This window comes from Campylobacter sp. 2018MI13 (assembly GCF_018501135.1).
Taxonomy (GTDB): domain Bacteria; phylum Campylobacterota; class Campylobacteria; order Campylobacterales; family Campylobacteraceae; genus Campylobacter_E.
Genome location: NZ_JAHCZC010000053.1, coordinates 1 through 13,240, shown reverse-complemented (window position 1 = coordinate 13,240; position 13,240 = coordinate 1). Strand labels below are relative to the sequence as shown.

Genomic DNA, 13,240 nt, shown 5'->3' with positions numbered 1-13,240 from the left:
ATTAAAAAATCATATAATTTTAATATGCAGTATTTGTTTTATTTGCGATGCTATTTTACTTGCTTGTGGAGTATTTGGAGTTGGTAAAGTATTATTAAAAAACGAAACAATGAGTTTAATAGTTACAATTTTAGGTATGTTATTTTTAATCACTTATGCGATGATTTCACTAAAATCAGCCTTTATGAACACTAATTGTGATTTTCAAAATGATAATGAAAAATTAAATGCAAAAAAAGCAATAATTTTAACCTTAGCAATTACTTTACTAAACCCACATGTTTATTTAGATACCATATTTTTAGTTGGAGCAAACGCTATAAATATTCAACAAAATGAAAGGATATTATTTTTCTTAGGTGGTGTATGTGCTTCTTTTTTGTGGTTTTTTTCTTTAGGATTAGGAGTTAGTAAAATTAGTAAAATACTTTTAAATAAAAAAATATATTTTTTTATAGAAATATTAACTAGCCTAATAATGATTTATATAGCTTATGATTTATTAAAAATTTTAATCAATTAGCCGTAAAATAGCTTTTTCGTTATTATTTTACGCTTTCTAATTTTAACTTCTTGATGATTTTAAATTCTAAAATTTAAAAAATTAGTCTAATCATAATTTTAATTTTTATTTATACATTAAGCTTTGTTATAAAAATAACAGAGCTTAATGTTTTTATAACTTTAAGATAAAAATATTAAATCAGTTTTGTGTTTTATTTTTATTCTTAGCTTTTTGCACAAAATATAATGCTATTAACGCTATTACAAATCCTAAGATAAAAGTTAAACCATAAGAAGCATATAGTTCTAATGCCAAATGCTCTTGCGATATAAATTTATCAAATTCCCCTGCACTTTTTACTAAGTTAATTGTTGCTTCAATATTTTTCAACGAGTTATAAGGGTTATTAGGATTCTTTAAATACAACATAAAAGCAAATACCTTAGCGCTAAATAAACTAGCAGCTATTAAACCTACAATAATACCAATAGCGATATTTTTCTTTTTTTTCATTTTTTTCCTTTAATTTTATTTTCTTTATTTTTAATTTTAAAATGGATTAAAGGCAAAATATAGGCAAAATAACTTTGCAATATTTAATCTTACAAATTATTTAGCTTTTAATAACTTTGTTACTTTGCTATTATCTTTTGCACTAATTTTGCCGTTATTTGGTATTGAAAACCAATTATTACTTAGCCTATAGCTTGTAAAATTTTTTGATAATTACTTTGTTGAATTGCTTTATATACAAAATAAATATCTATTAAAACATAAATATATAAAGCCCATAAAATAAATATCCCTATAAAAAGAAATACACTAATTAAGCCTATTAAAAATATTCCTAATTTTAAAAAACCTAAAGACCTATTACCTTGATAAAACCTATCAATACCTAATATCCCGAAGAAAAACCCTAAATTCATTGCCAATATAGGGTGTTTGTAATTAATACAAGAAAGATTTTTAAATTTTTCTTCACTTAAGCTGTCAAGTTTATTGCTTAGCATAAACTTTTGCTCGCTTGATATTTTATTATCAAGCAACATTAAATAAGAACTTTTGTCCATAATGACTCCTTTGATTAAATAAAAGAGCTATTGTAATACCCCCCCCCGCTAACAAGAAGTTAATGGATTAAAATTATTTAATAATTATTCAAGATTTTTAAAAATAAAATTATAAAAAAAAAGATAAAAAATATTTGCTAATAAAGATAATTTGTATTAGCTAACTAGCTACTTAAATTTATCAGCATTTTGTTTTACGCTTGCTTGTTTGTTCTATGAAAAACTCCTTTTTAGTTAAAGGAGTTTTATCAGGGTGCATTTTCTTAAAATGCTCTAAATATTTTTCATAATCAGGTGCTCCAAGCATTGCGTAAAAAAACTCACGAAGCTGCTTTTTCATAAACCACTTCTTTAAGTGGAATGCTAAACCTATTAGAATAACTTTCTTTCCAAATTAGAACGAATTTAATTCCAACTATTATGGTAACTAATAAGAAGAAAATCGTTAAAATAGCATTTACTACATTAGAATGTGCCACTTGTTTAGCTTTATTAAATTCTTTTAAAGTCGCTTCACTATTATCTCCTGCATTAATTTTTACTAATAGTTCATCAGCTTTAGCAAAATTAATTTGAGCTGTTGCTACGTGAGAAATTGAGTTTGCGATTTTGCTTTCACTTTGTGGTAATACCTTTGCAATACCTGCTGTAAATGTAGTTGAGATTACAAAAAGCGCAGGTAAAACAATAGCTAAGATATACTTTCTTTTTCCCATTTTAATAAATACAGAGCCACATAAAAACATAGCAACTACTGCTAAAAGTTGATTTGATACGCCAAAAAGCGACCAAAGCGAATAAATTCCGCCAAGTGGGTCAATCGCACCACCATATAAGAACCAGCCCCATCCAGCAACACAAATTAAAGTAGCGAATATATTTGCTCCTAAATTACTTGTGTTTGCAAGTGGCTTATAAACATTTCCTAACATATCTTGAACCATAAATCTACAAGTTCTAGTTCCCGCATCAACTGCTGTTAAGATAAATAATGCTTCAAATAAAATAGCGAAGTGATACCAAAATGCCATCATTTCCTTTCCACCGATTAGCTCGTGAATAATTAATGATAAGCCTATTGCAAATGTAGGTGCTCCACCTGTTCTACTTAATATAGTGCTCTCACCTATATCATTAGCAAGTGTTTGAATATCAGCAGGAGTTACGCTAAATCCCCAAGCACTAATAGCTGCACTCGCACTCTCAAGTGTCGTGCCTATAATTGCTGGTGCTGAATTTATTGCAAAATATACTCCAGGTTGAAGTATACAAGCAGCAATTAAAGCCATAATAGCAACCGCACTCTCCATTAGCATTGAACCATAGCCTACCATTTTTGCTTGTGTTTCATTTTCTAGCATTTTTGGACTTGTTCCACTAGAAATTAATGCGTGAAAGCCTGAAATCGCCCCACAAGCAATATTTATGAATAAAAATGGAAATAATCCACCTGCAAACACAGGACCTGTGCCATCTATAAAATGTGTAACTTTTGCCATTTTAATTTCAGGAGAAACTAAAACAACACAAATAGCCATTATTAAAATTACACCAATTTTTAAAAATGTTGAAAGATAATCTCTTGGCGCAAGTAAAAACCAAACTGGCAAAATCGCAGCTATCATTCCATAGCCCATCATTATAAAGCTAAGTTCAAGAACGCTAAAATCAAAATGTCTTGCTAAATCAGGGTCGTTTGATACAACTTTTCCTAAATATAAAGCTATCATAAGTAAAATAAAGCCAATTATACTAGCTTCTCCGACTGCACCTGGGCGAATAAATCTCATATAAATTCCCATAAAAATAGCAATAGGAATTGTTGAAGCTATTGTAAATGTCCCCCAAGGAGAATGTGCTAAAGCTTTTACAACAACCATAGCTAAAATAGCAATGATAATTAGCATAATAAGAAAAATTCCTATCATAGAAACAACACCAACGAAATTCCCCATCTCGTCTTTAATCATTTCGCCAAGACTTTTTCCACCGCGTCTGCTTGATACAAAAAGCACAACAAAATCATGCACGCTACCAACTAAAACGCCACCAATTAATATCCATAATACACTAGGCAAATATCCCATTTGAGCTGCTAGGATTGGTCCAACAAGTGGTCCTGCACCTGCAATTGCAGCAAAGTGATGGCCAAATAAAACATATTTGTTTGTAGGAACAAAGTCTTTTCCATCGTTAAGTGCTACAGCAGGAGTAATCTTAGTAGCATCAACGCCGCAAAGCTTAGTTTCTATAAACAAAGCATAAAATCTATAGCCGATTGTATAAATACAAACAGCAGCTACAACTATCCAAGCAGCATTTATTGTTTCGCCATTATTTAAAGCAATAACGCCCATACAAAATGCTCCAAGAATAGCAACAACTATCCATAAAAGCTTATTCATAGCTTCTCCTTAAAAATAAATTAATTTTTTAATCTAATTAAAAATGTGAGTAAGTATTATAATCTAAAATTATAATACTTATAAGAATTTTATATTAAAAGATAAAAATATAAAAAAATTACGAGTTAAATTATTAATATTTATTATAAATGTTTCCATAATACTCAATATTCTCTGCATTGCCTAAAGCATTTACTTTATCTGCTATTTTTTGAGCGTTAATTTCTAAATCAAATTCACTAGCTTCACTAAAAGCCATATTAACATCTATAACACTATCTAATCGCTTAATGGCATTAAAAGTTGCTAAAGTATTGTCAAAATCACTAGCTTCAATTAAAACGATAAATTTTTTATCAATTACTTGCTCTATGTTGGCATCTTTTATATTTTTTATTTCGTTTTCAAATTCTTCATTTGCAATAACTACTAAAGATGAAATCATTAAAAATCCTTTTTGTATAAAATTTTTGAATAAGCATTGAGCTTTAATGTATTTTTATCAAATAATATTGAATTAAGATATAAATTACCTATATTTATTTTATCCTTACCTATACAAATATTATTTTCTAAATCGCAAGAATAAGCAAAGTTTAAATTATTACTTAAAGCGCAATTATAAACTAAATTATCACTTTCTATATTAGTAATTTCATTTAATTTATCATCATTAATTATAACTTTTCTATCAGTTGAGCAAGAAATAATATTATCTTTTTTATAATCTACATTATAAATATTATCTTTATGAACTTCCTTGCTTATAAAATCATTAGAATTTAAATCATAAACAACTATTTTTCCACTTTCAAATCCTAAAGCAATTTTTGCCTTTTCTTTATTAATACTTGCAGCATTTATGCTTGCATTTGAAAAATGAACTTTTTTTATTAAGTTAAATGATAAATCTCTTATGATTAGTTCGCTTCCTAAAGAAGTAAGAATTATTTTATCTTTGTATAAAAATGCCTTATTAATATCGCTTGAGATTTTAAATTTCAATAATTTATTATCTTTATAAATGTTTAAAGTCTTTAATCCATCTTTTGAGCTAATTGCTAAAATGCTACTATCGTAATCATCAATAAAAATAATATTATCATCAAGGCTTAAAACCTTATCATTATTTTTATAAATATCATTGCCACACGCTACAAATTCATTATTAATATAGTTTATATAACAATCATATTCTAAATATTCTAATTCATTTAGGTTTAGCTCACTTGCTAAACCTAAACTAGCTATAAATAATAGCAATTTTTTCACTTTAATCCTTCATTTATTACATCAAGTAAATTTGAACGATGTCTGCCTAATTCATCATTTCTAAAATCAGGCTTAAATGTGTTTTTGATTCCACTATCAATATTTGCTTGTGGTGCGTGGCATTGAACGCAGTTATATCTTGCTTGAGATATAGAATCAAGTTTTTTCTCATTTCTTAAATCATAATAATGGCTTGCTGGCATAGGAGTTGCTTCTTCAATACTAAGCTTTACACGCTCATTATCAGCACCTAAATCATGACAGCTAAGACACATATTATTATCTTGAGTAATTGGTAAAAAATCTTCTACATTGTGTGGAATTTGTGGTGGAGCATTTAAATAAGCTCTTTCAAAACGCTCTGCTTCTCCAGCTTCTTTTTCAGAGTATGTAAAATTCTTGATTTCTAATTTTGTTTCATCGTTTAGTGAATGTTTTCTTAAACCAATTTCAGTATCACTCACACTAGCAGCAATCAACAAACTACTAGCAGCTAAACTTAAAAATATTTTTTTCATTTTTTTCCTTTCAAAAAATTAATTAAATTAAAATTAAGTGCATCATCATCGCATACTTCAATACATCTAGCACACTTAATGCACTCACTATTGCTAACATTACCACTATATTTTGTAATAAGTGATAATACTTGAGCTTCTGGACAAATCATTTTGCATTTCATACATTTAGTGCATTTATTTAAATCATAACTTACTTTTAACATAGCAAATTTTGAAATTAAACTATAAAAAGCACCTAATGGACAAAGATGCGAACAAACTAAATTCCTTTGCACAAATAAATCAAGTAAAAATATAATAATTGCAACAAATATAGCCGAAGTTTGCATAAAAATTATTCCCCTAGTAATTATTCCTATATGAGAATACTTTTCAAATACTGGCTCATTTGCTATCAAACACAAAATCAAAATACTAAATAATATAAAATATCTAGTGTTTTGTTTAAAATTAGTCAGCTTAGAGCTTTTAAAACTTGTGTTTTGCTTGATAAAATCTGCTAAATTTGTAATCAAATTAACAGGACAAACAAAAGAACAAAATGCACGACCTAAAAACAAAGCATAAATAATAAAAACTAAAAATGCAGATATAAATAATCCCACATTAAGAGTAAAAGTTGCTAAAAATATTTGCAAATACGCAAAAGGGTCGCTTAAGCTAATACTATTAAATAATAGCGAAGAGCTAAGATTTCCTTTTAAAATAAAATCAGCACTAGGTAATATAAATAAAGCTAAAAGTCCTAATTGGATAAATCTTCTTAAAATCAAATATTTATTTTTTAATATCTTCATTAAAATTCTCCATCATTTAGGTAATTTATAGCTTTTTTCTCATCGTGTTTTTTGCTAGTATCTATGTGTTTTAATCTTTCATCATCACCACTAACCCAGCCTTTAACATAATTATCATTTCTCTCACCCAATATAAAACTAGTAGGCAAAATAACAATAGCTGGCTTTTTAGTAATACAAACTTTTTCACATAAACCACAACCCACACAATAATCGTAATCAACCTTAGGCACTAACATTGCATGTTTTTTAGTTCGCTCATTTCTTTTATATTCAAGCTTTAAAGCTTTATCTATAAAAGGACACGCCCTATAGCAAGCATCACATTGAATTCCAAAATGAGCTACACAAGAGCTTTCATCTACTATTGCACGACCAATATTTACTAAAGAAATTTTATTAATACTTTTATCTAGCGCATCTGTCGGACAAGCCTTAATACAAGGCAAATCATCGCATAAATAACAAGGAATTTCATTTGCACTAAATTTAGGAGTTCCTAAACTAGCAAATTCCCCTATCTTAGCTAAACTTAAAGTATTATAAGGGCAAGCTTTTACACATTTAGCACAACGAATGCAATTAGCCAAAAAATGTTTTTCACTAACAACTCCTGGTGGGCGTAGAAAAAAACTCTTTTTAAGTTCAATTTTGCTTTCACTTTTTGGTGTATCGTTTAGTTTGAATATGCTAAAAGTTCCAACACCAACTGCTAAAATCTTTATAGTATTTGTAAAAAATTGCCTTCTCATAAATATTACGCCTTAGTTATTTTTACTGCACACTTTTTAAAATCAGTTTGTTTTGAAATTGGACAAGTTGCATCTAATGTAACTTTATTAATATAAACATTCTCATCAAACCAAGGAACATAAACAAGACCTCTTGGTGGTTTATTTCTTCCACGCATATCAATACGAGCTTTAACTTTTCCACGGCGAGATTCTATCCATACTAATTCTCTTTGCTCAACTCCTAAAGCTTTAGCATCTTCTGGGTGAATATAACACATAGCTTCAGGAACTGCACGGAATAATTCAGGAACTCTCATTGTCATTGTTCCACTATGCCAATGCTCTAAAACCCTACCAGTACATAACCAGAATGGATATTCTTCAGATGGTCTTTCAGGTGCTTTCATAAATGGTCTAAAGAAAATCTTAGCTTTATTTGTAATTGCTGTTGCTTCTTCGCTTGTTGGTTTTACTAAATCACCACTTTTAATTGATTTATCAAAATCCCCATAGAATGCAAAATCACCTTCAGGATTTGCTTTTTTAGCATATACATCGTATTTTGTATTAAATCTCCATTGAGTTTCTTTACCATCAACAACAGGCCATCTTAAGCCCCTTACCTTATGATAAGTTTCAAAACTAGCTAAATCGTGTCCGTGACCAGCTCCGAATTTTCTATATTCTTCCCATAAATATTTTTGAATAAAGAAATTATAGCCTTTAAATACATTGCCATCACTACCTTTTACATTTCTACTATCGCCTTTAACTTCGCTATTTAACCAATCTTTTAAGCTTTCACTATCATCTAATGAAATTTCTTTACATTCTTTATTAGCAAATAAAACATCATATAAAGTATCATCTTCTTTATATCCCATTTCTTTAGCTTTTTCTAATACGCTTGGTAATGTTGTCTTTTCATCAATTTTTACTTCATTCCAAACTTCGCTTAATTTAAAGCGTTTGCTAAGCTCTAATAATTGCCATAAATCACTCATAGCTTCGCCAACTGGCAATACTTGTTGTCTCCAATGTTGAGTTCTTCTTTCTGCGTTTCCGTAAGCTCCCCATTTTTCATAAATCATAGCTGTAGGTAAAATTAAATCCGCAACTTTTGCACTAATTCCAGGATAGCAATCACTTACTACTATAAAATTATCTTTTTCTCTAGCAGCTTTTATCCAGTGATTTGCATTTGCAGTATTTTGCCAAGGATTATTTACCATAACCCATGCAAATTTTTGCTTTCCATCTTCAAGATTTCTCATCATTTGCATAAAGTGATTTCCTTGAACACCATTAATTGTTCCTTCAGGAACTTTCCAAAGTTCTTCACTTTTAGCTCTATGTTTAGGATTTGCTACAACCCAATCAGCAGGTAAGCGGTGTGCGAAAGTTCCAACTTCTCTTGCTGTTCCACAAGCACTTGGCTGACCTGTTAAAGAGAATGCTCCATCACCTGGTTTTGCTTGTTTTCCTACTAATAAATGCACAGTGTATGCAAGTTCATTTACCCAACTACCACGAGTATGTTGGTTAAAGCCCATAGTCCAAAAGCTTACTACCTTTCTACTTTTTTCAATATATAAATCAGCTAATGCTTTTAATTTTTTCTTAAATTCTTCTATATCTTCATCAGGATTTCCTTTAGCTACGCTTGCAACATAATCTAATGTATAAGGTTCAAGTGCTTTTTTGAAATCTTCAAATTGAATTTGCCAGTTAAGTGCTGCTTGAGCTTGATGTTTCATTTCAAATTTTTCGCCATCTTTTACACCTAAATGACTTAATGCTATTGCTTCATCTTTATCTAAAGTGATTGCATTTTCTTTAGCAACGGTATCTTTTTCAGCTTCGCTAAAGCTTGGATGATTTGGATTATTTCTCATTCCATATCCAATATCAGCAAATCCTGTTGTAAATACACAATGATTTTTTACAAATTCCCAATCAATTGCTTTTGGATTGTTATATACAATTTCTCTAGCAATATAATTCCATATTGCAATATCAGAACTTGGAGTAAATATAAGTTCCATATCAGCAATGTCGCTAGTTCTTGTTGTATAGGTTGAAAGATTTACAATTTTTACTTTTTCAGGGTCTCTTAATTTTCTATCACTTACACGGCTCCATAAAATTGGGTGCATTTCAGCCATATTTGAACCCCAACAAATAATAGTATCAGTAAGTTCAATATCATCATAGCAACCTGCAGGCTCATCAATACCAAATGTTTGCATAAAGCCAATAACAGCACTTGCCATACAATGTCTAGCATTTGGGTCTATGTTATTGCTTCTAAAACCAGCTTTAAATAATTTTGAAGCGGCATATCCTTCTTGAATAGTATGCTGACCACTTGCAAACATTCCTATACCATTTACACCTTGCTCTTTTAAAGCTTTTTTCATATGTTTTTCCATCTCATCAAAAGCTCTTTTCCAAGATACTGGAGCAAATTTTCCGTTCTTATCAAATTCGCCCTTAGCATTTACTCTTAATAAAGGCGTTACAAGTCTGTCTTCTCCATACATAATTTTTGCATTAAAATATCCTTTAATACAATTTAAACCACGATTTACAGGTGCTTCAGGGTCGCCCTTAGTAGCTACAATTTTGCCATTTTTAGTAGCAACCATAATACCACAGCCAGTTCCACAAAATCTACAAACTGCTTTATCCCAAGTCCATTCACTTGTTTCGTCTTTTGCTAAAGCAATAGTAGGATTTATGCAAGCTGCTGCACTTGCAACTGCTGTGCTCTTTAAAAAATCTCGTCTTTGCATTTATTCTCCTTATAATAATAATGTAAAAATAGATTAGATTATTTGCTTTAAAATCTTATTGATTAAGATTAATATTTTTTTTAAAGTAAAGCGCATAAATATTATCAACATTAAATTAACTTAAAATTCTTAATTCAATAAAAATTGAAAAAACATTCATAAAATAATATAAAATATTTAAAAATTAAATTAAATTTAAAAAAATATATTAATTGCCATCAATTATTTTTAAGCTTTTTTATATTAAAGTAGTGTTTCAAATTTTCACAAGGTGTATAAATGAAAAAACCAACAAACAAACTTTTATTAGCCCTTTGCATAGTAATTGGGATTTTTATTGGTGGTGGAATTTATACTTTTATAATAGCAGATGGCTTTTTAATGATGACTTCTAAACCTGAAGCCTGTAGCAAATGTCATATTATGACAGATGTTTATGATAGCTGGGCAAAAGGTGAGCATTCAAGCAATGCAGGTTGCGTAGATTGTCATTTACCTCAAGGTGATGTGGTAGCTTATTGGACTAAAAAAGCTTATCACGGATTAAAACACGGCTATTATTTTACAGTAGGAGGAAATCCACCTAATTTAGAACCTACCGAAATGACACACGAAGATGTTAATCGCAATTGTGCGACTTGTCATAAAGACTACGCACATAATGCAATCAATGCAACGACAAAATTAAATAGCGAGCCACTTGATTGCCTTAGCTGTCATAGAACAATAGGTCATTTACATAATTAAAAGGAGAAAATATGTCAAAATCAGTTTATGTTGCGGCTATTGTGGTAGCTGCTTTAGGTGGTGCAGGCTTATTTGCACTTAATACAAACATTGCAGAACATAAAGGTGAAAGTAAAACTCAACCATTAAAAACTTTTGAAATTAGTGATGAAGAACCAGATTTTGCAAAATGGGGTAGAAATTTCCCAGCTCAATTAGATGGTTATTTACAAATGAAAGATGAGTATATTGAAACACCATTTGGTGGAAGCTTACCTTATAGTAAGATTATTCGCTGGCCGGCTGCGACAACATTTTGGAATGGATATGCTTTTGCGGTTGATTATTCTAAACCAAGAACTCACTATTACTCACAAATTGACCAAATGGAAACAAAAAGAAACAATAAAGAATATCTAAATGCTCACGGATTACCTGCATTTAAAGGTCAGCCTGGTGCTTGTGTAAATTGCCATACTGGTTACTTAACTGCTATTTATAAAAGTGATAAATTAAGCCCAAGTTTTATGCTAGGTAAAACTGAAGTAATGGGTGCAAAGAAAATGGGATTTTTTGATGTATTTGGTGAAAAAGGCGAAGCTATGAAAGAAGCTTGGACAAATATGAATAAAATGCCTTATTTTGATGTTATGAAAAAAGTAGAAGAAAAATACGGAGATGGAATTCACGGCTCTCATATGGGATCAACCTGTGCAGATTGTCATAACCCAGATGATATGAGCCTTCGTGTAACTCGCCCTGCTTTTGTTAATGCTATGGTTTTAAGAGGCTATGAAGCAGACGCTAAAAGTGGTATCAAAGCTAGTAGAAAAGAAATGAGAAATTATGTTTGTATGCAATGCCACGTTGAGTATTATTTTGAAGGTAAAGATAGCACTTTAACATTCCCATGGACAAAATGGAAAAAAGATGAAGCATTTAAAATAGAGAATTTTGATGAATACTATGATGAAAAATTTGCAAATGGCGAATTCCCATATGATTACATTCAAAAAGATACAAAAACAAAAATAATTAAAATGCAACACCCAGAAGCTGAAATGTATTCAAGCTCTTTACATTATAGAAGTGGTGTAACTTGTGCAGATTGTCATATGCCATACAAAAGAGATGGAGCAAACAAAGTAACTAATCACAATATACTATCTCCATTAGCTGATATAAATGCAGCTTGCAAAACTTGCCATCCACAAAGCGAACAAGTATTAAAAGATAGAATTAGCTTTATTCAAAATCGCCACGCTTATGAGCTTAGAGGTTGTGAAAATAACTTATTAGCATTAATTGCTGATATAAAAACAGCTCGTGAAGAATTAGCAAAACTTCCTGAATTTGCAAATCTTGAAGATAAAGCAAGAGATGATGCTATTTCAAAAGTTATAGAAAAAGCACAATATGCTCATAGAAAAGCACATATTAGATGGGACGTATCATTTAGTGAAAATAGCTATGGCTTCCACTCACCACAAGAATTTATGAGAATTATAGGTCAATGTAAAGAAGTAGCTAGAGAAGGACAAGCAGAGTTAGCAAATGCGTTAGCTCCTTATGGAATTAAAATTGAATTAACAAAAACAGCAACAATTCCAGCAGCACCTCTAAAACTAGATCACAAACCACCAACAGGTTCTCTACCAACAGAAGCTATGAAAAAAGTTGATGAGGATGTAAAAAATCTAAACTTTAAATAAAAAATTGCGAGATTTTCTCGCAATTTACTCATTAATTAAAGCCCAATTTTAATAGCATAAAAATTAAAACATTATATAATTTAAAATAAGAATTTAGTTTAAATATATTTTAATTAGTGTTAAAGCTAACTAATTTAATTGCTAAAATAATGTAATCTTAAATTATCAAAAAAAGGTTTATATTATGCTAAATGATAAAGAAATAATTCTGATAGTAAATCTTAAAAAAAGCTTATTGTTTTCTATATATAAATCACTATTTTTATTATTTCCTAATGTTATTGTATGCTTGTTTATCATTTTAATTTTTGCTTGTTCTTTGTATTTTAATGATGGTTATTTAGTGATATTGCTATTTGTTTTATTTGCCCTTCCTCACCATTTTCGTTTTATGCTTTTTCCACTTATGATAAGAAAAATTATCTGTTATGATGAGTATTTTGAAATCATTAGGCTTTTTAGTAAAACAAGGATATATTATGATAATTTAAAAGAATATTATTTCGAATATTTAAACATTAGATTTTCATCACACAAAATTTTACATCTATCTTATAAAAACAAATTCCTTAGCAGCATTATAAACACCGAATTGCTTAATCCAGATGATTTAGAAAAATTAATAGAATTATTAAACGCAAAGGGTATTAATAAAAAAGTTTCAATCATAGATGATAAAATATTTTATAATGTTTTTAGT

At 29.5% G+C, this 13,240-nt stretch carries 14 protein-coding genes; 4 read left to right on the top strand and 10 right to left on the bottom strand.

The window, feature by feature from the left end; genetic code table 11:
* On the top strand, positions 1–523 hold a 523-nt coding region (locus KJQ99_RS06505), incomplete at its 5' end, for a LysE/ArgO family amino acid transporter (protein WP_214150321.1).
* A 180-nt stretch (positions 524–703) separates the two neighbouring features.
* Here KJQ99_RS06505 and KJQ99_RS06500 read toward each other — a convergent pair.
* The 10 genes from KJQ99_RS06500 to napA all read right to left on the bottom strand — a co-directional run bounded on the left by KJQ99_RS06500 (position 704) and on the right by napA (position 10,102).
* Positions 704–1,018, bottom strand: a complete 315-nt coding sequence (locus KJQ99_RS06500; protein WP_214150320.1) for a hypothetical protein — start codon at positions 1,016–1,018, stop codon at positions 704–706.
* A 182-nt stretch (positions 1,019–1,200) separates the two neighbouring features.
* A complete protein-coding gene (locus KJQ99_RS06495) occupies positions 1,201–1,578 on the bottom strand; it encodes an NINE protein (protein WP_214118308.1) in 378 nt (125 codons plus the stop codon).
* Positions 1,579–1,759: 181 nt separating this feature from the next.
* Positions 1,760–1,918, bottom strand: a complete 159-nt coding sequence (locus KJQ99_RS06490) for a CstA-like transporter-associated (seleno)protein (protein ID WP_214118306.1) — start codon at positions 1,916–1,918, stop codon at positions 1,760–1,762.
* On the bottom strand, positions 1,899–3,983 hold the full coding sequence (locus tag KJQ99_RS06485; protein WP_214150319.1) for a carbon starvation CstA family protein: 2,085 nt from the start codon (positions 3,981–3,983) through the stop codon (positions 1,899–1,901). The genes KJQ99_RS06490 and KJQ99_RS06485 overlap by 20 nt, the downstream gene beginning before the upstream one ends.
* A 133-nt stretch (positions 3,984–4,116) precedes the next feature.
* Positions 4,117–4,428, bottom strand: coding sequence for a chaperone NapD (locus tag KJQ99_RS06480; RefSeq protein WP_214118302.1), 312 nt, complete (start codon positions 4,426–4,428; stop codon positions 4,117–4,119).
* Positions 4,428–5,255 carry a WD40 repeat domain-containing protein gene (locus KJQ99_RS06475; RefSeq protein ID WP_214150318.1) on the bottom strand — a complete coding sequence of 276 codons (828 nt, stop codon included), beginning with the start codon at positions 5,253–5,255 and terminating at the stop codon, positions 4,428–4,430. The genes KJQ99_RS06480 and KJQ99_RS06475 overlap by 1 nt, the downstream gene beginning before the upstream one ends.
* Entirely contained in the window at positions 5,252–5,773 is a 522-nt protein-coding gene (locus KJQ99_RS06470; RefSeq protein WP_214150317.1) for a nitrate reductase cytochrome c-type subunit, read from the bottom strand. The genes KJQ99_RS06475 and KJQ99_RS06470 overlap by 4 nt, the downstream gene beginning before the upstream one ends.
* Positions 5,770–6,573 (bottom strand): quinol dehydrogenase ferredoxin subunit NapH, encoded by an 804-nt coding sequence (napH, locus tag KJQ99_RS06465; RefSeq protein WP_214118290.1) that lies wholly within the window; start codon positions 6,571–6,573, stop codon positions 5,770–5,772. The genes KJQ99_RS06470 and napH overlap by 4 nt, the downstream gene beginning before the upstream one ends.
* The gene (gene napG / locus KJQ99_RS06460) at positions 6,573–7,325 is read right to left on the bottom strand and encodes a ferredoxin-type protein NapG (RefSeq protein WP_214118289.1); all 753 of its coding nucleotides are present in this window, start codon (positions 7,323–7,325) and stop codon (positions 6,573–6,575) included. The genes napH and napG overlap by 1 nt, the downstream gene beginning before the upstream one ends.
* Before the next feature lie 5 nt (positions 7,326–7,330).
* Positions 7,331–10,102, bottom strand: a complete 2,772-nt coding sequence (gene napA, locus KJQ99_RS06455; protein ID WP_214118288.1) for a periplasmic nitrate reductase subunit alpha — start codon at positions 10,100–10,102, stop codon at positions 7,331–7,333.
* A gap of 279 nt (positions 10,103–10,381) precedes the next feature.
* Between napA and nrfH the strand changes: the two genes are divergently transcribed.
* The 3 genes from nrfH to KJQ99_RS06440 all read left to right on the top strand — a co-directional run.
* A complete protein-coding gene (nrfH, locus tag KJQ99_RS06450) occupies positions 10,382–10,849 on the top strand; it encodes a cytochrome c nitrite reductase small subunit (protein WP_214118286.1) in 468 nt (155 codons plus the stop codon).
* Between the two features lie 11 nt (positions 10,850–10,860).
* The gene (locus KJQ99_RS06445) at positions 10,861–12,540 is read left to right on the top strand and encodes an ammonia-forming cytochrome c nitrite reductase subunit c552 (protein ID WP_214150316.1); all 1,680 of its coding nucleotides are present in this window, start codon (positions 10,861–10,863) and stop codon (positions 12,538–12,540) included.
* A 406-nt stretch (positions 12,541–12,946) separates the two neighbouring features.
* Positions 12,947–13,240, top strand: a 294-nt coding sequence (locus tag KJQ99_RS06440) for a hypothetical protein (RefSeq protein WP_214150315.1), incomplete at its 3' end; no start/stop codon positions are given.